Annotated in this window: 25 protein-coding genes and 1 pseudogene; 19 read left to right on the forward strand and 7 right to left on the reverse strand. The window is 62.5% G+C overall.

From position 1 onward, the window contains the following. The first annotated feature begins 6 nt into the window (after positions 1-6). Entirely contained in the window at positions 7-2,196 is a 2,190-nt protein-coding gene (locus E3T61_RS05585; RefSeq protein ID WP_134639919.1) for an alpha-galactosidase, read from the forward strand. Positions 2,197-3,250: 1,054 nt separating this feature from the next. On the opposite strand, the gene E3T61_RS22560 is transcribed toward E3T61_RS05585, so the two are convergent. Beyond that, complete coding sequence (locus tag E3T61_RS22560) at positions 3,251-3,487, reverse strand: hypothetical protein (protein WP_338145512.1); 237 nt, start codon at positions 3,485-3,487, stop codon at positions 3,251-3,253. 639 nt (positions 3,488-4,126) lie between these two features. Here E3T61_RS22560 and E3T61_RS22630 point away from each other — a divergent pair. Next, positions 4,127-4,276 carry an ANTAR domain-containing protein gene (locus E3T61_RS22630; RefSeq protein ID WP_420898468.1) on the forward strand — a complete coding sequence of 50 codons (150 nt, stop codon included), beginning with the start codon at positions 4,127-4,129 and terminating at the stop codon, positions 4,274-4,276. A 77-nt stretch (positions 4,277-4,353) separates the two neighbouring features. On the opposite strand, the gene E3T61_RS05600 is transcribed toward E3T61_RS22630, so the two are convergent. Continuing rightward, positions 4,354-4,674 carry a DUF7882 family protein gene (locus tag E3T61_RS05600; RefSeq protein ID WP_134639920.1) on the reverse strand — a complete coding sequence of 107 codons (321 nt, stop codon included), beginning with the start codon at positions 4,672-4,674 and terminating at the stop codon, positions 4,354-4,356. Positions 4,675-4,864: 190 nt separating this feature from the next. Here E3T61_RS05600 and E3T61_RS22750 point away from each other — a divergent pair, with 190 nt between their 5' ends. Both E3T61_RS22750 and E3T61_RS05605 read left to right on the forward strand, forming a co-directional pair. Then, positions 4,865-5,104: a four-helix bundle copper-binding protein gene (locus E3T61_RS22750; protein WP_478213446.1), complete on the forward strand. Its 240-nt coding sequence runs from the start codon at positions 4,865-4,867 to the stop codon at positions 5,102-5,104. Next, the gene (locus E3T61_RS05605; protein ID WP_241992407.1) at positions 5,083-5,409 is read left to right on the forward strand and encodes a hypothetical protein; all 327 of its coding nucleotides are present in this window, start codon (positions 5,083-5,085) and stop codon (positions 5,407-5,409) included. The genes E3T61_RS22750 and E3T61_RS05605 overlap by 22 nt, the downstream gene beginning before the upstream one ends. 108 nt (positions 5,410-5,517) lie before the next feature. On the opposite strand, the gene E3T61_RS05610 is transcribed toward E3T61_RS05605, so the two are convergent. Then, positions 5,518-6,741: an ROK family transcriptional regulator gene (locus E3T61_RS05610; RefSeq protein ID WP_134639921.1), complete on the reverse strand. Its 1,224-nt coding sequence runs from the start codon at positions 6,739-6,741 to the stop codon at positions 5,518-5,520. Between the two features lie 185 nt (positions 6,742-6,926). Between E3T61_RS05610 and E3T61_RS05615 the strand changes: the two genes are divergently transcribed. The 5 genes from E3T61_RS05615 (at position 6,927) to E3T61_RS05635 (ending at position 12,782) form a co-directional block, all read left to right on the forward strand. Next, complete coding sequence (locus E3T61_RS05615) at positions 6,927-8,135, forward strand: ABC transporter substrate-binding protein (protein WP_134639940.1); 1,209 nt, start codon at positions 6,927-6,929, stop codon at positions 8,133-8,135. Positions 8,136-8,156: 21 nt separating this feature from the next. After that, complete coding sequence (locus E3T61_RS05620; protein ID WP_134639922.1) at positions 8,157-9,044, forward strand: carbohydrate ABC transporter permease; 888 nt, start codon at positions 8,157-8,159, stop codon at positions 9,042-9,044. Beyond that, positions 9,044-9,967: a carbohydrate ABC transporter permease gene (locus E3T61_RS05625; protein WP_166793158.1), complete on the forward strand. Its 924-nt coding sequence runs from the start codon at positions 9,044-9,046 to the stop codon at positions 9,965-9,967. Before E3T61_RS05620 ends, E3T61_RS05625 begins: the two co-directional genes overlap by 1 nt. 55 nt (positions 9,968-10,022) lie before the next feature. Further along, on the forward strand, positions 10,023-11,729 hold the full coding sequence (locus E3T61_RS05630; RefSeq protein WP_134639923.1) for a glycoside hydrolase family 13 protein: 1,707 nt from the start codon (positions 10,023-10,025) through the stop codon (positions 11,727-11,729). Between the two features lie 63 nt (positions 11,730-11,792). Further along, a complete protein-coding gene (locus tag E3T61_RS05635) occupies positions 11,793-12,782 on the forward strand; it encodes a glycoside hydrolase family protein (protein ID WP_134639924.1) in 990 nt (329 codons plus the stop codon). Between the two features lie 77 nt (positions 12,783-12,859). Here the strand turns inward: E3T61_RS05635 and E3T61_RS05640 are convergent, their stop codons facing one another. After that, positions 12,860-13,879: a DMT family transporter gene (locus E3T61_RS05640; RefSeq protein ID WP_134639925.1), complete on the reverse strand. Its 1,020-nt coding sequence runs from the start codon at positions 13,877-13,879 to the stop codon at positions 12,860-12,862. 179 nt (positions 13,880-14,058) lie between these two features. Between E3T61_RS05640 and E3T61_RS05645 the strand changes: the two genes are divergently transcribed. Beyond that, a complete protein-coding gene (locus E3T61_RS05645; protein ID WP_134639926.1) occupies positions 14,059-14,613 on the forward strand; it encodes a CGNR zinc finger domain-containing protein in 555 nt (184 codons plus the stop codon). Positions 14,614-14,680: 67 nt separating this feature from the next. On the opposite strand, the gene E3T61_RS05650 is transcribed toward E3T61_RS05645, so the two are convergent. After that, on the reverse strand, positions 14,681-14,857 hold the full coding sequence (locus E3T61_RS05650; protein ID WP_134639927.1) for a Gfo/Idh/MocA family oxidoreductase: 177 nt from the start codon (positions 14,855-14,857) through the stop codon (positions 14,681-14,683). Between the two features lie 153 nt (positions 14,858-15,010). Here E3T61_RS05650 and E3T61_RS05655 point away from each other — a divergent pair. After that, positions 15,011-15,939 (forward strand): annotated as a pseudogene (locus E3T61_RS05655) (aldo/keto reductase). A 121-nt stretch (positions 15,940-16,060) separates the two neighbouring features. On the opposite strand, the gene E3T61_RS05660 reads toward E3T61_RS05655, so the two are convergent. Beyond that, on the reverse strand, positions 16,061-17,119 hold the full coding sequence (locus tag E3T61_RS05660; protein ID WP_134639928.1) for a LacI family DNA-binding transcriptional regulator: 1,059 nt from the start codon (positions 17,117-17,119) through the stop codon (positions 16,061-16,063). Positions 17,120-17,677: 558 nt separating this feature from the next. Here E3T61_RS05660 and E3T61_RS05665 point away from each other — a divergent pair. The 8 genes from E3T61_RS05665 to E3T61_RS05700 all read left to right on the forward strand — a co-directional run bounded on the left by E3T61_RS05665 (position 17,678) and on the right by E3T61_RS05700 (position 26,257). Continuing rightward, a complete protein-coding gene (locus tag E3T61_RS05665; protein WP_134639929.1) occupies positions 17,678-18,622 on the forward strand; it encodes a carbohydrate ABC transporter permease in 945 nt (314 codons plus the stop codon). Continuing rightward, positions 18,615-19,535, forward strand: a complete 921-nt coding sequence (locus tag E3T61_RS05670; protein ID WP_134639930.1) for a carbohydrate ABC transporter permease — start codon at positions 18,615-18,617, stop codon at positions 19,533-19,535. Before E3T61_RS05665 ends, E3T61_RS05670 begins: the two co-directional genes overlap by 8 nt. Before the next feature lie 84 nt (positions 19,536-19,619). After that, a complete protein-coding gene (locus tag E3T61_RS05675) occupies positions 19,620-20,918 on the forward strand; it encodes an ABC transporter substrate-binding protein (protein WP_241992412.1) in 1,299 nt (432 codons plus the stop codon). Positions 20,919-20,999: 81 nt separating this feature from the next. Continuing rightward, positions 21,000-21,881 (forward strand): sugar phosphate isomerase/epimerase family protein, encoded by an 882-nt coding sequence (locus E3T61_RS05680; RefSeq protein ID WP_134639932.1) that lies wholly within the window; start codon positions 21,000-21,002, stop codon positions 21,879-21,881. After that, positions 21,878-23,047 (forward strand): Gfo/Idh/MocA family protein, encoded by a 1,170-nt coding sequence (locus tag E3T61_RS05685; RefSeq protein WP_134639933.1) that lies wholly within the window; start codon positions 21,878-21,880, stop codon positions 23,045-23,047. Before E3T61_RS05680 ends, E3T61_RS05685 begins: the two co-directional genes overlap by 4 nt. Before the next feature lie 114 nt (positions 23,048-23,161). Further along, positions 23,162-24,094 carry a carbohydrate kinase family protein gene (locus E3T61_RS05690; protein WP_241992409.1) on the forward strand — a complete coding sequence of 311 codons (933 nt, stop codon included), beginning with the start codon at positions 23,162-23,164 and terminating at the stop codon, positions 24,092-24,094. Positions 24,095-24,243: 149 nt separating this feature from the next. Beyond that, positions 24,244-25,302 carry a LacI family DNA-binding transcriptional regulator gene (locus E3T61_RS05695; RefSeq protein WP_134639934.1) on the forward strand — a complete coding sequence of 353 codons (1,059 nt, stop codon included), beginning with the start codon at positions 24,244-24,246 and terminating at the stop codon, positions 25,300-25,302. Between the two features lie 247 nt (positions 25,303-25,549). Beyond that, the gene (locus E3T61_RS05700; RefSeq protein WP_134639935.1) at positions 25,550-26,257 is read left to right on the forward strand and encodes an ROK family protein; all 708 of its coding nucleotides are present in this window, start codon (positions 25,550-25,552) and stop codon (positions 26,255-26,257) included. 177 nt (positions 26,258-26,434) lie between these two features. Here the strand turns inward: E3T61_RS05700 and E3T61_RS05705 are convergent, their stop codons facing one another. Beyond that, positions 26,435-26,695 (reverse strand): hypothetical protein, encoded by a 261-nt coding sequence (locus E3T61_RS05705; protein WP_134639936.1) that lies wholly within the window; start codon positions 26,693-26,695, stop codon positions 26,435-26,437. Positions 26,696-26,797 lie beyond the last annotated feature (102 nt).

Below are 26,797 nucleotides of genomic sequence, written 5' to 3' on the forward strand. Positions count from 1 at the left end.
TAATTCATGAACCCGCTCCACCTCCGCTCCGCCGGCACCAGCCTCGTGATTAGCTTCGACAATGGAGAGGCCGAGATCATCCACTGGGGCGCAGATCTTGGCAGCACACTGCCGGACCTCGCTATCGTCACAGCCGCTATCCCACCGTCATCCATCGACGCCACCGTGCCAGCCGGCCTCCTGCCGCAGGCCTCATCCGGCTGGCGAGGCCGACCGGCCCTACGGGGCCACCGGATGACCGACGGCGTATCCGGCCTGGACTTCTCGGCCCGCCTCCGCGTCGAAACTGTAAGTATCGAAGGCAAATCCGCTGTCATCGTCCAGTCCGATCCCGGCGCCGGCCTCACCGTCTCCTCCTCCCTCACCCTGCACAACGGCGGCCTGTTGGAGCTGCGCCATACGGTCACCAACTCCGGCACGTCGCCCTACCAGCTCGACGAACTGGCTACAGTCCTCCCGGTGGCGAACAACGCCACCGAACTCCTGGACCTCACTGGGCGCTGGTGCCGGGAACGCCACCCGCAGCGCCGCACAATCCAGCAGGGCACCTGGGTCCGCACCGGCCGCCACGGCCGCACCGGACACGACTCCTCGCTGCTTTTCGCCGCCGGCACCGCCGGATTCGGCAACCGCCACGGACAGGTTTGGGCCACACACCTGGCTTGGAGCGGCAATCACGAGCAGTTTGCGGACAGCATCGGCGACGGCCGCACCATGATCGGTGGCTCCGAACTCCTCGGTCCCGCCGAAGTGATCCTCGCACCCGGCGGCAGCTACACCACCCCGGCGCTCTTCGCGGCGTACTCCGGCCACGGCATCGACGGCATCAGCGAGGCCTTCTACAGCTGGTTCCGCTCCCGCCCGCACCACGTGCTGCCCGCCGCCACCACCGGCCTGCCCGCAGGCAAAGCACGACCGGTCGTGCTGAACGTCTGGGAAGCGGTCTACTTCGACCACAACCTGCCCACCCTCCTGGACCTGGCCGAGTCAGCCGCCGAACTCGGCGTAGAACGTTTCGTCCTCGACGACGGCTGGTTCCGCGGACGCCGGGACGACCGCGCGGGCCTGGGCGACTGGTACGTGGACGAGGATCTATGGCCCGACGGCCTCACACCACTGATCGAGGCCGTCACCTCCCGTGGCATGGAATTCGGCCTCTGGGTGGAACCGGAAATGGTCAACCTCAACTCCGATCTTGTCCGAGCCCATCCGGAATGGATCGCCGGGCCCTCGATTCACAGCTACAAGGACGGAGGCCGCCTGCCGCTGGAGTGGCGCCAACAACACATCCTCGACCTCGTCAATCCGGATGCATGGCAGTACATCTATGACCGCATGGATGCGCTGCTGCGGGAGAACAACATCAGCTACCTCAAGTGGGACCAGAATCGCGATCTGCTGGAACACGGCCACGGCGGCCGCTCCTCCGTACACGAACAGACCCTCGCCACCTACCGCCTGTTTGACGAACTCCGCCAGGCGCATCCCGGTGTCGAGATTGAGAGCTGCTCCTCAGGCGGTGCCCGCGTGGACCTGGGCATCTTGGAACGCACCGACCGGATCTGGGGATCCGACTGCAACGACGCACTGGAACGCCAGACCATCCAACGCTGGACCGGCGTGGTGGTTCCGCCGGAGCTGGTGGGTGGACACGTCGGCCCCACCACCTCGCACACCACCGCGCGCACGCACGACCTATCATTCCGCGCCATCACCGCCCTGTTCGGCCACTTCGGCATGGAATGGGACGTCCGCAGCGTTCAGGGCGCAGAAAGAGAGGAACTTAAACGCTTCATCGCCCTCTACAAAAAACATCGGAACCTCATCCACTCCGGACGCATGGTCCGCGCCGACGTCGCCGACGACTCCCTCATGCTCCACGGCGTAGTGGCCCCAGACGAGGCCGGTCCCGGCACGGCTGCGCTGTTCGCCCTGGTCAGCACCCGCACCGCCTTCGCGGAACAACCGGGACGCATCTCCCTACCCGGCCTGGATCCGGACCGGGAGTACCGGATAGAGGCTGTCTTCCCGACTCCGACTGACGCCGACTATTCGCACACGTTCACGCAGGTTCGTGCCCCGGCCTGGTTGGCCGACGGCGCCGTTGCGAGCGGCCACTTCCTGGCCGAGGTGGGACTGCCCATGCCCGCACTGAACCCGGAACACGCCCTGCTGCTGGAATTCACCGCGCTGTAGCAGCTGGATGGTCTGCCCCGCCGTTTCCACGCTCTCTGCAGCGGCGAAACGGCGGGGTTGCCTCGCGCTACTCATAGACGAACAAGGCTGGACCGACGAACAACGCCGCAGCGATCCACACGCCGGCGTCGTCTATCGGGTCAACACCGACAGCATAGGAAGGCCAGCCGCGCCTTGCCGCCCACGCCCCACCGAGCGAATGTAGGCTCTTAGCCCCTGCGGCAATACCTGTCCACCCACGAAAAACCGACCCGAACCTTGGGGTCATAGGTACAGGCGTCCGACGTCGGACTATCGTGTCCTTTACAGTCGGCACGAGGACTGCACCGCCTGAAAAAGCCTGACTCCAGTCCCGGAACAATTCCGCAAGACGCGGATCTCGTCGTCGTAAATCAGAATCGTCCCAAATGCCCTGCCGACGGCTGCCACCGGATCCTCCATGGCGTCCAGCGCGGATCCGTACTAGTCCGTACGTAGCGGGCAATCAATACGGACATCGACAACCTGGCTCAGAGTAAAACGCTTCTCATCAGGGTTTTGGCTGCCGCGTCGCGCAGCACGATTTTGTTGTCGACAACAACGCTGTGACCAGATACTCTGCCGAAATCACTATTATGTAAACAACAAAACCCCCGCTTCACCGGGGGTTTCTACTGCTGGGGTACCTGGACTCGAACCAAGAACAAATGATAGCTGTCTTGTCCGTGCCATTCCCCCGCAACTGGGGCGGAATCCCGCGGATTTCCGCGGTTTTCATGGGTCCAGTGTACGCGCTGGCACGGACGAATACGGGCTCATTCTGGTCACGCAGCGGCGTATCTGGTCCGTTTCTGGTCACAGAATAGAGGCCGCCCAGGGCAAGGGACACACCGACCGGTCGCCCGATCACTCGATGTGCGTCGACCCACACGGGCCCACGGGCACGGTGTTCTAGTGTGTCCGCCCCCTCTGCCTCGGACGGGTAGTCGCGCAGTCCTTGTCCGTCAACCAGAGGACGCGGCCCCTGTTTGCGCAAGAAGACAGCTAGCGGGCGGCGTTACTGGTCGAGTCGTTATCACGGGACCGATCCGGCATCAATCCCAGCGAGCCTGCCCGACGGTAGAACGTAGCTCGGGACTTTTTTGAAGTCGGGCGCGCCTTGCGCCGTCGGATCTCCAGCTTCGATGACTCGGTAGGTGCTGGGGATCTGAATGTTCGCAGTGATGTGCGGCCGACCGCCAAGGCTTTTTAGAGTCTTGTGGTGTTTGTCGATCGAGTCGAGAACCCGCTCTCGCTTGATTTCGTGTTCCATTGGCCGAGGGCCGCCATGACTGTGAACAGCATCGAGTCCAGAGGAGTCACTATGTCGACGTCTCCCCCGCCCAGATTGACAACCCGAAGGGCCTCACCCCTGCCCTGAGGATTTCGGCGAACGCGAGCACGTTCTGCGTCGACCCATCCAGCCGGTCCAGGGTTGTGATCACGAATGTGTCGCCAGGCTAGAGCCTTTGAGCGCGAGATCAAGCTGAGGCCGGGCTGCTCGAGCTCCGGCACTCCACCGATCGACATACAAGTAAGCTGCTGCCGATTCGATACCCGCGCGTACCCAATGAGCTTCATCACCGCACTCCTCCGCTGACCCATAACTAGCGATGCATACTGCCATCTCACGAAAAAGTCACGCGACGTAGTCACAAGACCCATCAGGCGCTGCGAGAGCGCGGAATCTGTGACTTTTCATACTCCTCTTGCACAATATTTCACACCCGCCTGCACTACTCGTCTGGACTGACAGATACCAGCGGGAATTAGCGTCTTGACCCGTTCGGGGGACGCAGTCCAGAATGAATGCGAGCCTCTCCACCCGAAATGGAGGCGGAAAGCCAGGCACCCCGTGACCATCGAAAGCCGGCAACAGATCAGCCGATCCGCCAGGTGGTACAACCCACAGGTGCATCAGGCAACCGGGGTGATCATTGCTCAGACCCAGGCGCACCCTGACGAGGCGCTACGACGCCTAGTGCGGCGTGCAGAATCCAGAGGTCTTTCCGTGGATGCCGTGGCCGCGGACGTTATTGCGGGCAGGATCACTTTCATCTAACGCCTTCGGTTGCCACTAGGTAAAGAGCCGCTCACCGTTGGAAACTCTTCGTGTTCCTTGCGCGGCGCCGATACAGCCTATGTCTGGTCGACACCGACGAATGGCGGTTCGGGCAAGATAGATAAACCGTCCGTGGTGCTCGCGGACCTCAGCATTGCGGTGATCCACTCTGGATTGATTTCCGGCCTGTAGCTGCCGGAAAAAACATACACGAGAGAAACGCCAGGGTGCAACCAGATCATATTTCGGCCACCGCTCCCCGCATTCACCTCGTCCCGCCAGGAAAAAATGAAATATTCCTTGTCGCGCATCTTGCTGCCAATGACCGCTTGCAGGTGGGCGAGAGTTCGATCAGCGACGAAAATTGTCACGTTTGAGTTGTAGATCAACCGTCCCATTGGGGCGCCTCATTCATTCTGTAGATATGGCCGGTGCCCCTCCACTCCGTATCGCATGAACCTCGATACAGGGCCACCTTATCCTCCACGTGTCATTCCCGCGCCGACCTCTCAGGGACGAACGCTGGGAGTTGCGGTGGTCTCGGGTTAGCTTGTCCTTATGCGGGACAACACGACAGACACCGCCCTGATGCGACAACGGATTCGCACCTGCGAAGACGCATGCAATGCCCTCATTCAGGTGAGCGAAGACTGCGCAGACGCGTGCCTGGATCTGGATGGCAACGGGGAAAGCACCGCCTGTTTTCTCGCCGCCCTGGATTGTGTGGAGATTGGCCTGGCCGCGACCCGAGTCCTGTCCTGGACCACAAAGGACCACCACGCGTCCGCTTTCACCATCCTGGACGCGTGCCGTCGTTCCTCGCCGTAGTCGCGGTCCTCATGGTTAAACTCGGGTACGGCGGCCCCGTGCCGAGTGACAGACTCGAGGGCATGGACATTGAGCAGTGGTGGACCAAGTTGTCGCCTGAGACGCAGGAGTGGCTGACAGCCAACAACGGCGATTCTGTATCCATACCCTCGAACATGGTCACTGAAATCAGGGCGGCGGGCGGATCGGTCATAACGGATCCCTGGTGGATCTATCACATCGGCCCGACGGGCTTCTCACTCTCAGATGCCGCGACGGACTGGATCGAAGCCGTCGCCAACGGCGAGGACCCCAACGCTCACTGACGCCGCTGACGCTGCCTGCGACCCACCTGACAAGCTGGCCCTTCTCGGCGCGGACGAGGCCGACCCGATCATTAAGTTTTGGGTGAGGATGAAACAAGATGCAAGAGCCTACATATCAGCCGCGCGTCGCCAACCGAGCTCGTCGGCGCCGAGGCGGAGCACGTCCGTTCGGGCCGCATCCAGCGCCGCCGACACAGCTCCGGTAGCAACCGCAGCGGCTCCCAGCAGGGATTGGCGCAGGTCGGGCGCAGGGAGGTCCAACTCTGTCGGCAAGCGAGTGCGGGCCACATCAATCACCTCTGCAAGTCCGTCCGCTACCGCTCCCGACACGATCACCCGTTCGGGATCGTAGAGGCTGCCGAACACCGCGGTGACACGGGCCAGCAATGCGCCCGCGCGTTCGACAAGACCTCTCGACCACGGGTCACCGTTTCGGGCCAGGTCGAGGACCGCGCGACCAGTGAGAAACTCTTGGCCCAAGCCGCTCAAGGGGTGCCCAGCGGGGATGTCGCCGGCTGCGGCGGCCTGCACCACCCAATCGGTGAGTTTCAGACCAATTCCGGCGGCCGATTCGACTCCGAAGACGAAGTCGAACGCCTTCATCTCGCCAACGCCGCCGTGGGCGCCTCTCAGGAGACGCCCGTCGACAACGACGCCGGCGCCCAAACGATCACCGGCCAGCAGCACCACAAAGTTGCGCAGCCCAACGGCCGCTCCTGCCGCGCCCTCGGCCACTGCGGCCAAAGAGGCGTCGTTCTCGATTCGTACAATCGGCACCCATTCTGCGAGCAACTCGTTCAGGTCTGGGTTCATTTGGCGCCAGAAGCCGTCACGCTGTTCCGGCGACCTGCCGAAAGAGTCCACCGGAGCGGGAACCCCGATACATGCGGCGAGCACCCCGGTGCGGGAACGGCCTGCGGCGCGCAGAACGGAGTCGATGGCATCAATCACTGCGGCTCGGCGCTCCTGGGAACCTTCCTGTCGGGCGCCCAGTTCAATCGTTTCCTGCGCGAGCTGGTTTCCGCGGAGGTCGGCCACTGTTGTGGTGAGGTGAGATCGGCCTGCATCCATACCGATGACCACCGCCGCGTCGGGTCGCAGTTCGAAGCGGCGCGCTGGCCGCCCTTTGCTGTATTGGCCGACGGCTCTGGAGTTGGGCAATTCGCGCAGTAAGCCGAAGGCGATGAGTTCGTCGAGCGCCGTAATGGCCGTCGACCGGGTGAGACCGGTCGCGTCCATGGCTTCGGTGCTGACAAAAGCACCTGTGTCCCAGGCGAAGTCGAGCATCGCGTGCAGACTAGCGCGCGACTCGGGGGCGACGGCGTTCAACATGAATGCAAACCTCTTGACTCTCGTGTGCCTTTGTTGCATTATTGTCGCAGTCCTATTGATTTGATAGCTAAATCTAATAGTCCAACTAATCAAATGATACCAATGACGGTTTTTGAAAGGACGATGACGTGGACCGAACCACTCGCCGCACGGCCCAGGTGCTGGCTGCATCCCTTGGTCTCCTGATGGCTGGCGCGACGCTCACCGGTTGCGCGGCAGGCGATGCACCCGAAACGGTGAGCTTTCACCTCACCAAGCCCGAGGCGATCCCGTATTTCCGCGAACTGATCAAGGAATACAACTCCACGCAGGACGATGTCGAAGTCGTCCTTGATTCGTCGTCGAATCTCCAGGCTGGTTTCCTCCGGGGCAACCCGCCTGACCTTGGGCTGCTGAACTACAACATGGAGATGGCCCGCTTTATGGAACGTGGCGCCCTAAGCGACTTGTCCGACATGCCGGAGGCTGACCGCATCCTCCCCGAGGTCCAAGACCTCGTCGGCCAATACGCCACCTACCCCGGCCGAACCAGCGTTCTGCCGTACTCGGTGATGGCGGCATCCGTCATTTACAACACGGCAATGTTCGAGGAACAGGGACTGGAAGTCCCCGAGACCTACGACGAGCTGATCGCGGTGTGCGACCAGCTCACAGCCTCAGGAATCACTCCGTTCTACAGCACCTTCAAGGACCCGTGGACCGTGGCGCAAGGCTGGTTCGACTACACCGTCGGCGGCGAGGTCGATGTGGCCGACTTCTACGACGAGATGAACGAACTCGGCACCGAGGTGGGTCCCGAGTCGCCGGTCTCGTTCCAGAAAACACTCGCCGACCCGGTCGACCGCATGAAGCTGCTCATCGACAATTACACCAACGCGGATGCGGCGAGCAAAGGATACGGCGACGGCAACCTCGCATTCGCTAAGGGAGAAGCGGCGATGTATTTGCAGGGCCCATGGGCCCTCGGCGAGATCGCGAAGACCTCACCCGATCTTGAGCTCGGCACATTCCCGCTGCCGATGACCGACGACCCCGAAGACCTCCAGGTGCGGGTGAACATCGACCTCGCCGCCTGGATCCCGGAGGCGTCGAAGCATCAGGACGCGGCCCGTGAGTTTCTCAGCTACCTCTTCCGGCAAGACGTAATGGATGCCTACAACACGGCCCAGCTCGGCTATGGCACCACGACCGACGCCGCCCCGGTCACTGACCCACGCATTATCGGAATGAAGGAGTACTACGAGGCCGCCGACTTCTACCAGGGAGCATCACGAGCGATCCCCCTCACCATTCCCACCGAGAACTACCTCCAGGGCATCGCGCTTGGCAGCAGCGTGGAAGGCACCCTCAAGACCCTCGACGCGGACTGGGCGCGACTCGCGCTCCGGCGCTAGCCGATTAGAAAGGAATAGGCCATGACAACGACGACAGCGCCCCGGCGTCCGAGGCGAAAAATCGAAGGCATCTATTATGCCTTCCTGGTACCGAGCGTCCTGATCTTCACTATCGCCATCACCCTGCCGGCCCTCATCGGCATCTTCTTCAGCTTCACGAACTCGATCGGTTTCGGCGAGTGGGAGTTTGTGGGACTGATCAACTACATCGCAATGTTCACCGACCCCGCCATACTCTCGAGTTACCTCTTCACCTTCGGGTTCGCCGCCGTCACAGTGGTGCTCGTGAACGCGATCGCGTTCCTGCTCGCGGTCGGTCTGACGGCGAAGATCAGACTGAAGACGGCGCTCCGGACGGTGTTCGTGATCCCCATGGTGGTGTCGGGCATCATCATCGCCTACGTCTTCAACTTTCTCTTCTCCAACTCTCTCCCCGCCTTCGGGCAAGCGACTGGAATCGGCGTGCTGAGCGAGAGCATTCTCGCCAACCCTGACCTGGCCTGGGTCGGCATCGTGATCGTCACGGCATGGCAGGCAATCCCGGGAACACTCCTCATCTACATCGCGGGGCTGCTGGCGGTCCCCGGAGATGTCTACGAGGCAGCTGACCTCGACGGCGCGAGCAAATGGCAGCAGCTGTTTCGGATCACCCTTCCGCTCGTGGTCGGCTATGTGATCATCAACGTGCTGCTCGGCTTCAAGAACTTCCTCAACGCCTACGACGTCATCGTCGGCCTCACCAACGGCGGTCCGGGCACCGCCACCCGAAGCATCCCGATGACAATCGTCACGGGCTTCACCGGAGGCGACTACGCCTATCAGATGGCCAACGCAACGATGTTTTTCGTCATCGTCGTGGTCATCTCACTGCTCCAGCTCCGGATCACTCGTGGAAGGAACGCAATCTAATGTCAATGCAACCTGCCCTCATCGCCGAGGGCATCGAAGCCACCGCCACACTCGAAGACGGCAAGGCCCGCCGCGGGCCCGCCAGGGCCGTCCGGAGCCGCGGAAACAAGCCCAGCCTGTCGCTAATGATCGTGCTGCTGCTGAGCGCGATCACGGTGGTCATCCCGCTCTACGTGACGATCTCAATGGCGTTCAAGACCCAGGCGCAAGCCGTCGACGGCAACGCGTTCTCCCTGCCCGCCCCGTTCAGCATTGACGGCTTCGTCACTGCTTGGAACCTCACGAACTTTCCCGCGGCCTTCGGCGTCTCCGTGGTTGTCACGGCGGGCACCGTCATCGGAACGGTCCTCCTGGGCGCCCTGGCCTCATACGCGATCTCTCGCAACTGGGACTTCAAGCGGTTTCGCTGGTCGTTCTTCTACCTGCTCGCGGCAATGTTCATCCCGTTCCCCGTGGTCGCGCTACCGCAGATCCAGCTCACCGGACTCCTCGGACTCGACAACCCTGTCGGCGTCACTATCCTGCACATCATGTTCCAGCTGAGCTTCAGCATCCTGCTGTTCACGGCGTTCCTCCGCTCGATCCCGGCCGAGCTTGAAGAAAGTGCACGCCTCGACGGGGCGACGACCTGGCAGACCTTCTGGCAGCTGATCTTCCCCCTGCTGGCACCGATGAGCGCCACCGTCGGCATCTTCGCCTTCCTGGCCTCCTGGAACGACTTCATGATGCCGTCGCTGATCACCTCCAACCCCGCGCTGCAGACGCTGCCGGTGGTGCAGAGCATCTTCCAGACCCAGTTCAGCAACAACTACAACGTCTCTTTCGCCTCATACCTGATGGCGATGGCACCCGCCATCATCGTCTACCTCTTTACCCAGCGATGGGTCATGGAAGGCGTCACCCAGGGTGCGGTGAAGGGCTGACGCCCTCCCTGCCGAACCCCATCCCCCACCTCGACCCCCAAGGAGAATCAATCCAGTGAGCATCGTCGACGTCGCTACATCCCCCACCCAGAACCCGCTGAGCGATCCAGCACCCTGGTGGCGCCAAGCCGCGGTCTACCAGATCTATCCCCGCAGCTTCGCCGACTCCAACGGTGACGGTCTGGGCGACCTTCCCGGCATCACCTCAAAGGCCGACTATCTGCACGAGCTCGGCATCGATGCGGTGTGGCTGAGTCCGTTCTACCCCTCAGCGCTGGCCGACGGCGGATACGACGTCGCGGACTACCGCGACGTCGACCCGCGGCTCGGCACGCTCACCGACTTCAACGCGATGCTCCACGCCCTGCACACCCGCGGCATCCGAGTCGTCGTCGACATCGTGCCCAACCACACCTCCGACCAGCACACCTGGTTCCAGGAGGCCCTCGCCTCCGAGCGAGGGTCAGCCGCACGGGCACGCTACATCTTCCGCGAGGGCAGCGGGCCGGATGGCGCACTTCCGCCGACCGACTGGGTTGCCGCCTTCGGCGGCTCATCCTGGGAGCAGGTCCCTGACGGGCAATGGTACCTGCACAGCTTCGCCATCGAGCAGCCGGACCTCAACTGGGCCAACCCCGAGGTGCGCGACGACTTCCTGACGACGCTGCGCTTCTGGTCCGATCGCGGCGTCGACGGATTCAGGATCGACGTGGCCCATATGCTCACCAAGGACCTCACCGAGCCACTACCGTCGCAAGCGCAGTTGGACGCTCTCCCCCGGGATGGCATGCATCCGATGGTGGACCGCGACGACGTGCACGAGATCTACGCCGAGTGGCGCCAGGTGTTCAATTCCTACGACCCGCCGCGCACGGCTGTGGCGGAGGCTTGGGTGGACAAGGCGCGGGTGCCTCTCTATGCGAGCCCCCAAGGACTGGGCCAGGCCTTCAATTTCGACCTGCTCGAAGCGGACTTCGATGCCGGCCAGTTCGAGACGGTAGTACGGGACAACCTCACCCTGGCCGAGTTGTCGGGCTCGTCGAGCACCTGGGTGCTCTCGAACCACGATGTGGTGCGGCATGCCACTCGCTACGGGCTTCCCCAGCCTGGTCGTGACGAGACCGGGCGGCCAGTGCGCAAGCACGGTGTCGACTGGGTGATCTCTGGCGGGGTCTCACCGGTGCTCGACCGCCCGGCCGGCGAGCGGCGCGCCAGCGCCGCGACCCTGTTCATGTTGGGTCTGCCGGGCTCGAGCTACCTGTACCAGGGCGAGGAGCTGGGCCTGCATGAAGTCGCCGAGATCCCCGCCGCCGACCGGCAGGACCCGACCTTCTTCCGCAGCGCCGGCACCGACCTCGGGCGCGACGGCTGCCGCGTCCCCCTGCCGTGGGAAACCGGCAGCGACGCGGGCTCAGCGTTCGGCTTCGGCACCGGCGGGTCACACCTGCCCCAACCCGGGTGGTTCTCCGACTACACCGTGGCCGGCCAGGCACTCGATCCCGCCTCTTCCCTGGAGCTCTACCGGAGTGCCCTCTCGTTGCGGCGCATGTTGCAGACCGACGAACAGCTGGAGTGGATTCCCACGGGGCGCTCCGAGGTTCTGCGCTACCGGCGGCCCAACGGCTGGGAGATCGTGACCAACTTCGGCACCGAGCCCTATCAAGTCGACCGTGACGACGTCTTGCTCGCCAGCCGCGCCCTCGACGCCGGCACCCTCCCGGGCGAGGCCACGGTGTGGTTCGGCGATCTCGCCGCCAACTAGTCCGCAGCATCGCTCGTTCGTCAACAGCATCGCGTCCAGCGGTGTGAAAGGTTAGGCCCGGTTATGTCGCTCCAACTGCCCGATAAGTGGATCTGGGACTCCTGGTACGTTCAGGTCGACGGCGTCACGCACGCCTACTACCTGCACGCCAGCAAGGCCCTTGGCGATCCCGAGCGCCGGCACCGGCACCCCATCGTCGGCCACGCCGTGAGCACCGACCTCACCAACTGGACCGTGGTGCAGGACGCAATCATCATCTCGGAGGCACCGGCCTTCGACGACGGCACCACCTGGACCGGCTCGGTGGTGCAGGCCGACAACGGGCTCTGGTGGATGTTCTACACCGGCACCTCCCGCGCCGAGAACACCATGGTGCAGCGGGTCGGCGCGGCCACCTCCCCCGACCTGCTCACCTGGACCAAGGTCTCGACCGAGCCGCTCGTGGAGGCCGACCCGGCCTTCTACGAGACGCTGGACCTCTCGGTCTGGCACGACCAGGCCTGGCGCGACCCGTGGGTGTTCCGCTTCCCAGGCGAGAGCACCTGGCAGATGCTGATTACCGCCCGTTCTTCTTCCGGCGACCCGCGGGTGCGCGGCGTGCTCGGCCACGCCACCAGCGAGAACATGCGCGACTGGACGGTGCAGCCGCCCCTCAGCCAGCCCGGCCAGGGCTTCGGCCAGCACGAGGTGTTCCAGTTCGAGATCGTCGACGGAGTGCCGATCCTGCTGTTCTGCTGCGGCGTCACCGAGCTCTCCCCCCAGCGTCGGGCGGCCGGTGAGGTGGGAGGCGTCTACAGCGTGGCCGTGGACCGGCGTCTGGAACAGGTGGACTTCACCGGCTCCGTCCTGTTCGACCGCACCGACCTCTACGCCGCCCGGCTGCTGCAGGATGCCGACGGGGGCTGGGTGCTGCTCGGCTTCATCAACATCGTCGACGGCGAGTTCGTCGGCACGCTCAGCGACCCCATCCCGGTCACGGCCGACCCGGTGCTGGGCCTCGTGCACCGACAAGCCGAGGACTCGGCCGCGGCACCCGATACCTGTGTGATTTGACGTTCCCAGGCGGCATTCCGTGATCGCCATTTAGCGCCACGAAACTACCGAGCCGATCTAGTCACGGACGACGTGCCTTACCTCATCGACCTCGCGGCTTGCGGGTGGGGTGGCACCGGCAGGGTAGCCGTTGCGGTCATGCCGTCGATCGCGGCGGCAGCGGTCGAAGTCTTTTTCGCGCGCCGCATGCGCGCAATTACCACGACGCCAACGATCACCAGACCGAACCCAGTGGCTTCCAACACGGTCGGCAGACGAGCCTCGAGGATGTAGGCGTACACATATCCGGAAATCGTCTCGACCGCGATGAGCAACCCGGCAAGAACGGTCGGTAGACGGCTGGAGCCTTCATTCCATAACCACGTTCCGCCCCAGGAAACCACGAGGCCCAGAATCACGCTGACGGCCAAGAGCATACTGACATTGGCGCCGGTGGGAGGAGTAGGCGCGCTCCAGACTCCAGTGACAAGGGCCACCGGAATGAGAAGGACAGCCAGAATGCCAGTGAAAACACCAACGATGGCAGCCCACAGGGAACCTCCCACTTCAGGATTCCGTTCCAAGAAGTCCGCGTTGCTGACCCCGTAGGCGGTCCAAAGAGCCACTGCACCGATGGCAGCGATCAGCCCAATGGCGACTGAGAGAGGCGCGATATCCTCCGATGCCAGGAGTTCGGGCACACTCACCACAGCGAGGCCGGTGCCGACGAGCAGCAACGGGATAGCGAGCCTCCGCCACCTGTACGTGTGGTCACGCACGTTGGAGACGGTTGCGATCACAACCGGAAGGCTCCCGATGACCACGGTGACGACAGGCGCGCCCACTGCTTGAATCGCGACGACCAGCAGTAGGTAGTAGCCCACATTGCCAGTCACGGCGAAAGCGAGCGCAGGCCGCCAATGCCGCAAAATTGCGTCCACGCCCCCCGCCGGGCGGCGATTGAGTAGAAGGACAATACCGACGGAAACCACTCCGTAAACGAGGTACCGGCCAGTTGTGATCGCCACTGCCGACCAGCCGGGGGCAAGGGCCGGAAGGACAAATGCGAGCCCCCAGAGCAGTCCGGCTCCTGCGCCGAATGAAATGCCTTTAGTCATTTGCGCGACCTTCCTTCCGAGCTTTGGTTCGTCAGCTCGTCAGTTGGTGGCAGCTGCGCGAAATTCGAAACGCATTCAGAGTGAACGCGCTGTGAGTTGAAACGCGATAGGCGCGAACCATGTAAGGAGTCAAACGCGTTATGCTCATAACGTTAGCCGTCCGAAGATAAGGAGTCAAAGTGGATTTTGCCCCTGACACACTCGAGGCGTTGACGTTTGCGGTTGCACTCGGAAACACAACAGCCCGCTCTTCTCGGAACGGTGCTGACGAACTGAGCTCCCTCGCGGGGCTGTCGGACCTCATTGCTCACTACCCCTTCTCGGGCCGAATCGATGGAGACGAGAGTGAATTGCGCGACGTCGTTCTCACCCGCGAACGACTCCGAGAAATGTGGACGATGGTTCCAGACTCCGCAGCGCTGGCCATCAACAAGATGCTTGAGGATGCGCGCGCAAGGCCCTATCTCGCCCGTCACGACGGTCTGGACTGGCACCTGCATGCCACGTCGCCTGAGGCCCCTCTGGGAGAACGGATGCGCGTGGAAGGCAGCTTGGCTCTAATGGATGTGATCCGTACTGGTGAAACCCGTCGGCTTCGGATTTGCGAGGCAGACGAGTGCGAAGGCCTGATCCTTGACCTCTCACGCAACCTCTCGAAGCGGTTCTGCAGCGCGCGGTGCGGAAGTCGAACGAACATGGCAGCCTACCGAAAGCGTCAGCATGACCATGTGTAGCGGGCCTTCCGTTGCACGGATCGCAAATACGATCCGTGTCCCCCGCTAACGGCATGGACCAGCCCCGCTACACGATCCGGTTGGCCGCTCGCGCCATCTGGGCGACGGCGCGCGCGTCGGCTGCGTTCCGGCCAAGGGGCTTGTCGACGTGTGCGTGTTTCCCCGCTGCCAAGGCCGCAAGTGTCAGACTCATCTGAATCCCTGGTTGGCCGAGGATCACCCCATCGATTGCTGCAGCAGGCATTGAGCGACACGGGTTCTATACTGCATAATGCGAGCATGTTGTACATATGGATAATGGCTTTGTAAGCTTACAAGAGCGTGGGCGCGATGTCGTGCAGCCGCGTACGGCCAGCCCGCTAAAGAACCCCGACTGTCCTGCTGAAAGGACCCCTTCGTGAAGACCTTCACCATGCCCGGAACCGACATCGTCGCCCCGAACGTCTTGCTCGGACTTATGCGGATCGCCGACAAGACCGACGACGAGGTCAGGGCACTGGTGCGCACTGCCCGCGACGCCGGCATCGACTTCATCGACCATGCCGACATCTACGGCACCGAACGGAACGGGTGTGAGCGCCGATTCGCAGAAGCGCTGCAGCTGACCCCGTCCCAGCGCGACCAGATCACCATCCAGACTAAAACCGGGATCCGTGAGGGGTACTTCGACTTTTCCTACGAGCACATCATCGAGTCGGTCGAGGAGTCCCTCGAAGCGCTCCGCACCGACCGCATTGATATCCTCCTGCTGCACCGGCCCGACGCCCTCGTTGAACCCCAGGAGGTCGCGCGCGCCTTTGAAGAGCTGGAAGCCAGCGGCAAGGTACGCGCCTTCGGCGTCTCCAACCACACCCCACGCCAGATCGACCTGCTCAAGAAATATGTGCGCCAGCCGATCGTGGCCAACCAACTGCAGCTCTCGATCACGCACTCGCCAATCATCGCGCAGGGAGTGGCAACCAATATGGTCGCCGAGCAACAGTCGATCACGCTCGACGGAGGCGGCATCTTGGACTACTGCCGCCTGCACGACATCACGATTCAGACGTGGTCCCCTTTTCAGGCCGGCTTCTTCAGCGGCGTATTCCTCGGCTCGCCGAAGCACCCCGAACTCAACGCCGTCATCGACCGGCTAGCCACCCAGTACGACGTGCCCGCAATCGCCATCGCCACAGCCTGGATCACCCGACACCGGCCCAGATGCAAGTAGTGCTCGGCACCACCAGCCCCGACCGGGTCGCCGGCGCCGCGCTCGGCTCAGACATCCCGCTCACCCGGCCCGAATGGTATGAACTCTTTCGCGCCGCCGGGCACCTACTGCCCTAACCATTCGCTGTCGGGGACCGATTGCCCGCCGGCATCGCCGATTCGTCGACAATGCTGGGTGTGCCGGGGAGGTCGAAGGGTGGCGAGTGCGGGGACGCAACCGCGGACACACAGGCTTAATTTACCGCGCAGAGAGCTGCGCTTTCACAGGTCCCGCAGTCGTCTCGCGAACCACAAGTGCCGGTTCCAGGAGGAGATGCCGCGGATCAGAAGGGGGCTCGATCAGGATGTCCACGAGGGCCCTGGCGATCAACTGGATTGGTTGTCGGACCGATGTGATGCCGATCGAGTCGGAGGATGCCAGAGGCGCGTTGTCAAAGCCGGTAATCGCGACGTCCCTGCCCGGCACGAGCCCTCGCTCCCGCAACGCTGATAGCGCGCCGAAGGCCACACTGTCGTTCACACAGACCAGAGCCGTCGGCGGCCTGACCGAGTTGAGTATTGCGTGTGCCGCGTCCCGCCCGCCAGCAATGGTGCCATCACTCACAACTAGTCGGTCGGGTTGCAGCGACGTCACCAACCCGAGCCGCTCGCATTCGGTCTCATAGCCTTGGCGCCGCTCGATGGCGGACGGCTGGTCCGGCGTGTAGTCGATATAGGCGAGTTCCAGATGACCCAGGGATGCGACGTGCTCCACAGCCATCGCCACTCCACGAACGCCGTCCGTCTTGACCCAACTCCACGGTACGTCGGCGCCCTCAGCGGTGCGCCCATAGGCAACAAAAGGAACTCCTCGCTTCGCGAGTTCGCGCGGCCGGTGATCGTGTAGCCCGATGTTGGCGAGGACGAAGCCGGCGACGGATTGACCGTAATAGAGCTTTTCACACGCATCCATATCCTCCTCCGCGTCGACCTCAACGATGAGGGACAGGTTGCGCTCCCGGCGCTGGCACGCATACGCAAGTTGGTGCGTGAATTCATCCATGTATTGAAACGACGTCGGATCTCGCTCGGTGACCAGATACCCGAGTTGCCGAGGTTGCGCCAGACGCAGACTTCGCGCGACCAGGTTATTGCGATAGCTCAGCGCGCGCATCGAATCCTGGACACGTTGGATCGTGTCCTCCGACACAATCTCCGGACGATTGATCACGTTAGAGACAGTCATCCTCGAAACACCGGCGTGCGAGGCGACATCCGACATACTCGCCAGTCTGTGCGCTGCAATGCTGTCAGACATAGTAATCAGCTCCCCCCATTCGTTCGGCCATTCGATAAACCCTCGCAGTCAACTATCGCATTGCTTCCAGAGCCGACACGCAGCCGACAATGCTCTCAATAAATATCTTGCACCCGTTCAGCAAAAATTGTAAGCTGCCAAAAGTGCAGAATTGTAAGCTGCCAATCCGCCAGAGCCGGCGGTCGTAAGAAGACAAAGGAGCCTTCGTGAAGACCCCCACCCGAGCACTCCGCGTTTACGTCAGGGTGCCTGCCGTCCAGGGAGCCCTTGGTTCAATCTTCTCCGGTGTCCGTCCTCCGGTCGGGTACTCCTACTGCTGGGTGCCGCTGAGTGGCGTCCGGCAGTGTGCTACTGGCACCTGCGGCTCGATTGCCAACGTGACTTCCCGATGTGGATGTGCAGATATGTCCTCCGGACAGCTTCACAACTCGCTTCGAAGCACCCCGGTCCCGCCGATGTCCCGCGCCATGGCCGGCCGACCGGCTGCCACGACCACCTTTAGACCTGAATTCAACGAGGAGATCTGATGACGATGACACTGGAAGCGAGGGCGATGCGATGAGCGCGCTCGGCGAACTTCGTACCATCACCCACAAGCGCGGCCCGGAAAGCGCTGCCAGCAAGCGTGCGCGCACCAAGGACAACAAGGTCGCGGCGTTCTTCCTTGCACCCTGGCTGTTAGGCCTGCTCGGCATCACCATCGGCCCGATGCTGATCTCGCTCTACCTCGCGTTCACCAACTACAACCTGCTGCAGGCACCCAAATTCACCGGCTTGGCGAACATCCAGCGGATGCTGGGGGACGAACGGCTCGCGCATTCTCTGCAGGCAACCTTCACGTACGTGATAGTGTCCGTGCCCCTGCAGCTGGGAACTGCCCTCGCGCTCGCAGTCCTGTTGGACCGTGGCCTGCGTGCGCTTCCTCTGTACCGTTCCGTGTTTTACCTGCCGTCCCTGCTGGGCTCCAGCGTCGCGGTAGCCGTGCTCTGGCGACTTGTCTTCGGCGGTGAAGGACTGGTCAACGCGTTCCTCGCCGTGTTCGGTATTGAAGGAGCCGCCTGGATCTCCTCCCCCGACACAGCCCTCAGCACATTGATCCTGCTGCACATGTGGACTTTCGGAGCTCCGATGGTGATCTTCCTCGCTGGCTTGCGCCAGATTCCACGGGAGTACTACGAAGCCTCCTCGACCGACGGGGCGACGAAATGGCGCCAGTTCCGTTCGATCACGCTCCCGCTGCTGAGCCCGATTATCTTCTTCAACCTCGTCCTGGGCCTGATCGGTAGCTTCCAGACCTTCACCCAAGCGTTCATCGTTTCCAACGGAAGCGGAGGCCCGGCGGACTCAACGCTCTTCTTCTCGCTCTACCTCTACCAGGAAGGGTTCTCCAGCTTCCGGATGGGCTACGCCTCAGCGCTGGCCTGGCTGCTGCTGATCATTATTGGCATTTTCACTTCGCTCAACTTCTGGGCCTCCAAGTATTGGGTTTTCTACGATGACTGAAACACGCGCGATCACGACCCCCGGCCGCCGAGTAGAACCACACGCGGGCATCCCGAGTGGCTCAAGCCCGAAAGGCTCGTCGCTGCGCAGCGCTGTTGTGAGTACGCTCAAGCATGCCGGGCTGATCCTCCTCGCACTGGTGATGATCTACCCGCTTCTGTGGATGGTCGTGTCCTCCATTCGCCCAAATTCCGAGATCTTCACCACTCCTGGTCTCTTCAGCGACTCGTTTGATTTCAGCCACTACACCACCGGATGGAACGCGTTGGCTGCGCCGTTCTCGACCTATTTGTTAAACTCCGGCCTGATCGTGCTGGGATCCGTGATCGGCAACCTGATTTCCTGCTCACTAGCTGCATACGCTTTCGCCCGCTTGAACTTCAAGCTCAAGACACTTGCGTTCGTGGCGATGCTTGTCACGATCATGCTGCCGATCCACGTGCTGATCGTCCCCCAATACGTGCTCTTCGCCCAGCTGGGTTGGGTCAACACCTACCTGCCGCTTATCGTGCCGAAGTTCCTGGCGACCGACGCGTTCTTCATTTTCTTAATGGTGCAGTTCATTCGCGGGATCCCCAGGGAACTTGACGAGGCGGCGCGGATCGATGGTGCCAGCCACTTCCGAATCTACTCACAGATCATGTTGCCGCTGATGGTTCCGGCCCTGGCGACGACGGCGATCTTCACCTTCATCTGGACCTGGAACGACTTCTTCAGCCAACTGATCTTCGTCACCAAACCTGACCTATACACCGTCCCTGTCGCCTTGCGCTCCTTCATCGACTCGCAATCGCAGTCCGACTTCGGCGCCCTGTTTGCGATGAGCATCGTCTCCCTGGTCCCGATCTTCCTTGTCTTCTTGTTCGGTCAACGCTTTCTGCTCCGCGGCATCGCCACGACCGGCGGCAAGTAACCGCACCTTCCCTCCCTTCCCCGCCCTGTCACACACAAACACAACACACAAAGGAACCTCATGATTTCGCGCCTGCAACGCCGCATGCTCGCTCCGCTCGCTCTCGGAGCTGTAGCGGTCCTCGGACTAACGGGATGTGGCACCGCCACGACCGCTCAGTCAACAGAACTCACCGATGAAGACGTGACTCTGACTCTCAGCTGGTGGGGGGCAGACGCTCGCGGCCAGAAGACCAGCGAAGCGATCAAGCTCTTCGAGAAGGCCCACCCCAATATCACCGTTGAAGCTCAGAACTCAGACTGGGGCGGCTACTGGGACCGTCTGGCCACGACCACCGCGGCCGGAGACATGCCCGACGTCATGCAGTTCGACGAGCAATTCCTGGCGTCGTACGCCAATCGCGGCACGCTGCTGGACCTCGCGGAGTTCACGGACATCCTCGACCCCAGCTACATGGACAAGAAAATCCTGGCCGGCGGCGCGGTCAACGACACGCAGTACGCCATCCCGATCAGCGGTGCTCCCAGTGCCGTACTCATTAACACAGCCCTGTTTGAGCAGTACGGCGTATCACTGCCAGATTTGACGACATGGACCTGGGACGACTACTCCGAAACAGCCCAAGCGCTAACGGAAGCCTCCGACGGCGCGGTTCACGGTATCTCCCCTGTCGGCGTCGATTCATTCACTCTGAATGTGTTCGCCCGTCAGCACGGCGAGCAGCTCTTCGACGAAGACGGCGACATTGTCATCCCCGTTGAGACCGTCGCCGACTATTGGCAGACCGAGCTCGACCAGATCGAGTCCGGCGCAGCCCCTTCGGCAGAACAGCTCAGCGAGAGTGCCGGCGTGCCGCTGGACCAGTACGACATCGTCACTGGAAAAACCGCGATGCAGTTCATCCCCGCCGGCGTCTTCACGGCTCATCAGTCCGCAGCTCCCAATGCGAAATTCATCCTCGCGGACTGGCCGACCGACTCTGACACCGAGGAGGGCTTCCAATACATGAAGCCAACGATGTACTGGTCCGCGGCCGCAACCTCCGCCCACCCAGCAGAGGCCGCGGCGCTGATCGACTTCCTCACCACCGATCCCGAGGTCGGCACCTTGTTCGGCACTGACCGCGGCATCTCCGTAAACCCGGACATTCAGGAAGTCATCAAGCCCACCCTGACTGGTGCGGACAAGATCGCCTTCGACTACATCACGAATGCCGCCGAGACCGTCGGTGCCGCTGCGCCGATCACGCCCAACGGCGCCAGCGACATCAACGCAGTGATCTCTCGGTACAACCAGGAGGTGCAGTTCAAAAGCAGCACGCCCACGGAGGCAGCTGAAGCGATGATCGCGGAGATCCAGAACTCCATCGACGCAGCTAAGTAGCACAGAACAACCCTGCGGCCGGCGCGTTCGCGCGCCGGCCGCGCCCATGTTCGTCCCACCCCTCAAGAGGAGCACCACAGCTTGACTACTCCATCCGCTCTCCAGGAGCACAACAGCTTCGCGACTCCATCCACGTCCTGGACTCTTTCGGGTTTCGGCGATGAAATTTCCCCAGACCCGCACGCCCAGATCGCTGTGCTCGAGGGCCTCGGCGCTCGACACATTGAGGTACGAAGCGCTTGGGATACTAACGTCGTCGACCTCGATGAGGACCAGCTGAGTACTTTGGCTGCCATTGTCAAGACTGCCCAGTTCAGCGTCTCCGCGATCGCATCCCCTATCGGCAAAGTTGATGTCACGCTCGACCCCGACCTCGAAGTCCAGCGCCTCCGACGGATCATCCGCGTCGCGAAGGCCCTCGACACGACGAACATCCGCATTTTCTCCTTCTATCCGGCCCCGGGGTCGTCCATGGAGTCCGTGCGCGACGAGGTCTTGCTCCGAATGCGGCGGCTCGCCGATGTAGCTGAGCAGGCCGGTGTCGTGCTGCTGCACGAGAACGAAAAGGGCATCTACGGCGACATTCCCGAGCGGATCCTCGATATCGTCGAATCCGTCGGTTCCGCCAACCTGCGCCTGGCCTGGGACAGCGCGAACTTCGTCCAGGTCGGCGTACGCCCATTCGACGACGGCTACACCAAGCTTCGACCTTACGTCGACTACCTCCAGGTCAAGGACGCCCTCTCCTCGACCAGCGTCGTCGTTCCCGCCGGAGAGGGAGATGGGCAGCTGCGTGAAACTCTCGCCGCGCTCGCCTCCGACGGCTACGACGGTTACGCCTCGCTCGAACCGCACCTGAGCAGCACTCACTCGCTCGGCGGCTTCTCCGGCCCCTATTCCTTCGGCTTAGCGGCACGCGCATTCCGCGGGCTCACCGATGAGTTGGGAATCGAACTGCGATGAATGACGGACCCGTACGACTGGGCATCCTTGGTTTCGGCAACCAAGGCTCCAACTACGCCCGCTACATCACCGAGGGCCTCGTGCCCGACATGGTCATAGGCGCGATCGCCGACACCGACCCAACCCGGCTGGTCGCCGCTCGCGAGCTCCACCCGAACATCCCGCTATTCGAAAACGGCATCTCGATGATGGACAGCGGCCAGGTCGATGCTGTCATCACATGCATTCCGCACTACGAGCACCCGCAGGCTGGCATCGATGCACTCTCTCGCGGTCTGCACGCCCTGGTCGAAAAGCCCGCCGGCGTCTACACAAAGCAGGTCGCCGAACTGAACGCCTACGCTGCCGCGCGTCCCCAACTCACCTTCGGGATCATGTTCAACCAGCGCAACAACCCGCTGTACGTCCGGATCAAGGAGATCATCGACGCCGGCGAAATCGGCGCGATCCGTCGCTCGAACTGGATCATCACCACCTGGTGGCGCCCCCAGGGCTATTATGACCAATCTGCCTGGCGCGGCACCTGGGGCGGCGAAGGAGGAGGCGTTCTCGTCAACCAAGCCCCCCACCAGCTCGACCTCTGGCAGTGGATCTGCGGAACGCCCCGCTCAGTGTTCTCCAAAGTCGGCTACGGCTTCCGACGCAACATCGCGGTCGAAGACGAAGTAACCGTCCTCGCTGACTACGGCAACGACGTCACCGGTGTTTTCATCACCGCGACCCACGACCTCGTGGGCACTGACCGCTTCGAAATACTCGGCGACCAGGGAAAGATCGTCGTCGAAAACAGCGCGGTCGCGACCGTCACCCGCTTGACCAAGCCAGAGCGCCAACTGAGCGACGAAGTCGCAGCCGAGGACATCTCACGCGCACTCAGCGGCAAGCTGGACCCGGCCGATCTGTACACAACCGAGACGATCCAATTCGACTCCCGCTGGGGCTCGCAGCACGCAAACGTCCTGCAGAACTTCGCCGCGAACATCCTTCGCGGCGAACCCCTGCTGGCACCCGGCGCAGACGGCATCACCGGCGTGCGCCTCGCGAACGCCATCCACCTCTCCAGCTGGACGGGCCGCGATGTCCCCTTGGACTTCGATGAGGATGAATACATCGGCGAACTCAACGCTCGCATCCGCGCTGAAGGCAGTTTCGTTGAACGAGCTTGAGCTCAGTCTGGCCTCCAACGCTTCGTCCTCCAGCTCCGCTACGCAAAGTTAGGCCCGGTCTGTGTCTCTCCAACTAGCCGATAAGGCGCTCTCCTCGCTCGTCCAGGTCGAGCTGTGACCGGTGCCGACAAGGCCGAGTGCCGGGTGCTGGTGGTCGGCGAAGCACTGATCGACCTGGTGCAACGCGCCGACGGCTCCCGGGACGAGGCGCCCGGCGGCAGCCCCGCCAACGTAGCCCTGACGCTGGGCCGGCTCGGCCGGCATCCGCAGCTGCTCACCAGCCTGGGCGAGGATGACCGCGGCCACGCGGTGCGGGCCTGGCTGGAGGGCTCGGGGGTACGAGTGTCAGCGGGGAGCGCGACAGGGGCGCACACCTCCAGCGCAACGGCACTGCTCGATGCCACGGGGGCGGCCACCTACGAGTTCGACCTAGCCTGGACCGTGGATGTGGAGCTGGCCGGCGCCGCCGACGTGCTGCACGTCGGGTCGATCGCGACGGTACTCGAGCCGGGCGCATCCGACGTGGCACGCCTGGTGGAAGCCCGCCGCGCGACGGCCACCATCACCTTCGACCCGAACATCCGTCCGGCGCTGATCGATGACGCCGAGGCCGCGCGGTCGAGGGTGGAGCAACTCGTGCGCCTCGCCGACGTGGTGAAGGTAAGCGACGAAGACCTGCTCTGGCTGCACCCCGACCGAGAACTCGCCGAGACGGCAGCATCCTGGCTGGCCGCCGGGCCCGCCGTGGTGGTCGTCACCCAAGGCGGCGAGGGCGCGTTTGCGCTCACCGCTCAGGGACGGGTGTGGGCGTCAGCGCCCCGGGTGAGCGTGGTCGACACCGTCGGCGCCGGCGACACCTTCATGGGTGCGCTCATCGACGGGCTGATCGACGCTGACCTGATCGGCGACGACCGTCGCCAGGCGCTGCGCGACGTGCGGCTGGGTGTGCTGGAGAGCATCATGCGGCGGAGCGCCGAGGCGGCCGCCGTCACGGTGTCCCGCCCCGGGGCAGACCCTCCCACCAGCGCGGAGCTCGCCGCGGTGTAGTTCACGGCGCGCTCCACCGACCCACGCAAATACCCAGCCGGGCGGTCCTCGAAAACAGAATCCATTCACAGTCGTCACGACACGGGCGGGGACTCGCAGCCATCCTCATCCTCAATTATCTGGCCGGTTCGGCCGAGAAGAGCAAGCCGATGAATGAACGACGCGTTTCTGATCACCCTGTGCCACGCGGCTATCGCAAATCGGCGACAATCTACGACGTGGCGCAGTTGGCAGGGGTCAGTCCCTCGACGGTTTCCAGAGCGCTAAACATGTCTGGACGCGTCAGCGCGAAAACGGAACGACTCGTCAAGGTTGCCGCCGCCACTTTACAATTCCGCTTCAACCCCAGGGCTCGTTCGCTGCAGACGGGCCGGACCGGAACTTTCGCCCTAATCCTGTCCGACATCACAAACCCCGTGTATTTCGACCTGGTCCGTGGTGCCGAGCGCGTCGCCGCATGCGAAGGTTACGCACTCATCTTGGCCGAATCTCAGGAGAGCGCCGAGAACGAGTCGAATGCCGCCGCTGGATTACAGAGTTCAGTCGATGGCATCATCCTTGTTGCGTCTCGGCTCGGCGACGCACGGATTCGCGAATTGGCCCAGCGTAAACCCCTGGTCGTCGTAAATCGGCAGGTCGATGCCGTCTCGGGAGTCGTGCCCAACGTGCGTACAGGAATTCGGCACGCACTGGACCACCTCGCCGCTATCGGACATCGGCGCCTTGCGTTCCTCTCCGGGCCGACGAACTCGTGGATGAGTGAGTTGCGCTGGAACACGCTAATCGTTGAAGCACCGGCTCGCGGGATGTCGATCGTAGAAATCGGGCCAGGTGCACCGACGCTAGAAGGCGGCCGTCAGAGTCTCTGTCGCGTACGGGCAGCTGGCGTGACTGCAGTGATCGCCTATAACGACCTCATGGCAATCGGCCTCCTGCAAGCAAGTCACGAGGCACGCATTTCGGTGCCGGCCGACCTCAGTATCCTCGGATTCGACGACATCTTCGGCTCGAATTTCACGACCCCTGCACTCACCACCATCCGAAGTCCATTCCACGAAGTCGGAACAGTTGCCGTGCAACAACTCATCATGGAGATTGAACACCAGAGGTACCAGGTCGACCACGCCATCGACACCCAGTTCATCGAAAGGGAATCAACAGCTCCCCCGAACCGTCACCATTCCAGCGACGGCATCGGCACGCTCTGATCACGCGGTGTTTCTGCGAAGTACGGGGCCGGTCGCTGCGCGCTGTCCCGTGGGAGTTCCGGCCCAACTCACGTGCGACCGCCTGATTCGTCTATTCGGGAGGTAGAGGTAATCACCAAGGCTGAGATAGCCTGATCCCACATGATTTTGGGTGCTTCAGCACCACCCGGCGGGGGCGTGACCAGGCGTATTCGATCGAGCGTCTCTTCGCTACTTAACATCGCGAAACGTCGGAAGAGGTTTTACTTTGCAGAACGACGTTGAAACCGCTGTCTTCACCATCGAGGTCGGGGGTTCATCGACCCAGTACTGTGAGGTATCTGGTGACGAACTGTTTCCAAGTTCTCGTCCGGCTTCCACAAACTGCCAATGGCTCTTGGCTGCACCGGGGATCGTAAACGGCGACCATGTGCGGGGCGCGCATCACATTGGATGGGGAGACGTCTCCGCAAGTGAGCAACTGAACATGTCCCACGCCCCTCTTTGCAGCATGAACGATGCCGAGGCGGCAGCTCTCGGAGAATGGTATTTGCGAGGTTCTCACAACGGACGCTGGCTGTACATCGGACTGGGTACCGGGGTTGGGTCGGCCGTAGTGGTGGACGGAATAGTGTCCGAAGTGGACTTCAGTCACGCCACAGGTTTCGGACCGAAGATTTGTGGTGGTTGCGGCGCAAGAGGGTGCCTCGATGCGCAGATTGGGGGCCATGCATTATCCAACCCGCTAAACCTCAATGATCGCGAGCGGGTGCTCAATACCCTGACGGTGGCAATCCAGAGATTGAGCAATCAGCCAGATGCTGTCGTGCTGGCAGGAGGAATGTCCCGAAAATTTCCGGACCTCTTCAAGGATCTCGGGCGGCGAATTGAAGCTGTCGTATTCCCTTCAGCTATCGAGCTTCCGATGAAGTCAGCTGCGCCCTGGGGCTTGTTGTGCGAATGGAAGAAGGGGTAGGCCCTGCGATGGCACCCGCCAATGAAGCCCGTGCGAGGGCACCGGACCAATTCAACTGCCAACGCCGCCCGGGGCTTTGTGCGCAAACGATTCAACTGAAGGCCTTCGCGATGCTCTTCAGCGCCAATCCTGATCTGCTCGCGTTCCCTTAGTGTTGTCCGCACGGCCAAGGTACAGTCACCAACCCATTTTCAGTTCGCGCTGCAACAGCTTCCGAGTGGCCAGCTCGAGCTCCGACGGCCAATTGACTTCGCACAGTTCGCAGAGTTTGCGTGCCCTGCCCAGGTATGCGCTTGCGATGCTCTGTTGTGCCTCTCTGATGCTGTGCTCGCTGAGGCCGAAGGCCGGAATTGACGTCAGGCAGTGCATTTGTTCAACGCTCAAGTGTTCGCCAATTCGTTTGTTGATCGTGTTGCTCCGAATGCCGTTTTCGGTCACGTCCCGCTGAGTGGTGGAATTTCTCAACACCATGCGGGTCAGTGGTTCTAGTCTAGGCGGCGGCGAGTTCGGGGAGGATCACCGCCTCGTCGAGGACCTCGA

Origin of the sequence: Cryobacterium lactosi (assembly GCF_004403945.1) — a bacterium.
Lineage (GTDB): Bacteria > Actinomycetota > Actinomycetes > Actinomycetales > Microbacteriaceae > Cryobacterium > Cryobacterium lactosi.

Coding starts and splice junctions, on each gene's coding strand:
- E3T61_RS05695 (WP_134639934.1), top strand. CDS start 24,244: ATGAATGAACGACGCGTTTCTGATCACCCTGTGCCACGCGGCTATCGC.
- E3T61_RS05685 (WP_134639933.1), top strand. CDS start 21,878: ATGAATGACGGACCCGTACGACTGGGCATCCTTGGTTTCGGCAACCAA.
- E3T61_RS05635 (WP_134639924.1), top strand. CDS start 11,793: ATGTCGCTCCAACTGCCCGATAAGTGGATCTGGGACTCCTGGTACGTT.
- E3T61_RS22750 (WP_478213446.1), top strand. CDS start 4,865: ATGCGACAACGGATTCGCACCTGCGAAGACGCATGCAATGCCCTCATT.
- E3T61_RS05625 (WP_166793158.1), top strand. CDS start 9,044: ATGTCAATGCAACCTGCCCTCATCGCCGAGGGCATCGAAGCCACCGCC.
- E3T61_RS05665 (WP_134639929.1), top strand. CDS start 17,678: ATGAGCGCGCTCGGCGAACTTCGTACCATCACCCACAAGCGCGGCCCG.
- E3T61_RS05585 (WP_134639919.1), top strand. CDS start 7: ATGAACCCGCTCCACCTCCGCTCCGCCGGCACCAGCCTCGTGATTAGC.
- E3T61_RS05675 (WP_241992412.1), top strand. CDS start 19,620: ATGCTCGCTCCGCTCGCTCTCGGAGCTGTAGCGGTCCTCGGACTAACG.
- E3T61_RS05640 (WP_134639925.1), bottom strand. CDS start 13,879: ATGACTAAAGGCATTTCATTCGGCGCAGGAGCCGGACTGCTCTGGGGG.
- E3T61_RS05600 (WP_134639920.1), bottom strand. CDS start 4,674: ATGGGACGGTTGATCTACAACTCAAACGTGACAATTTTCGTCGCTGAT.
- E3T61_RS05660 (WP_134639928.1), bottom strand. CDS start 17,119: ATGTCTGACAGCATTGCAGCGCACAGACTGGCGAGTATGTCGGATGTC.
- E3T61_RS05615 (WP_134639940.1), top strand. CDS start 6,927: ATGGCTGGCGCGACGCTCACCGGTTGCGCGGCAGGCGATGCACCCGAA.
- E3T61_RS22560 (WP_338145512.1), bottom strand. CDS start 3,487: ATGGAACACGAAATCAAGCGAGAGCGGGTTCTCGACTCGATCGACAAA.
- E3T61_RS05610 (WP_134639921.1), bottom strand. CDS start 6,741: ATGTTGAACGCCGTCGCCCCCGAGTCGCGCGCTAGTCTGCACGCGATG.
- E3T61_RS05670 (WP_134639930.1), top strand. CDS start 18,615: ATGACTGAAACACGCGCGATCACGACCCCCGGCCGCCGAGTAGAACCA.
- E3T61_RS05620 (WP_134639922.1), top strand. CDS start 8,157: ATGACAACGACGACAGCGCCCCGGCGTCCGAGGCGAAAAATCGAAGGC.
- E3T61_RS05650 (WP_134639927.1), bottom strand. CDS start 14,857: ATGCCTGCTGCAGCAATCGATGGGGTGATCCTCGGCCAACCAGGGATT.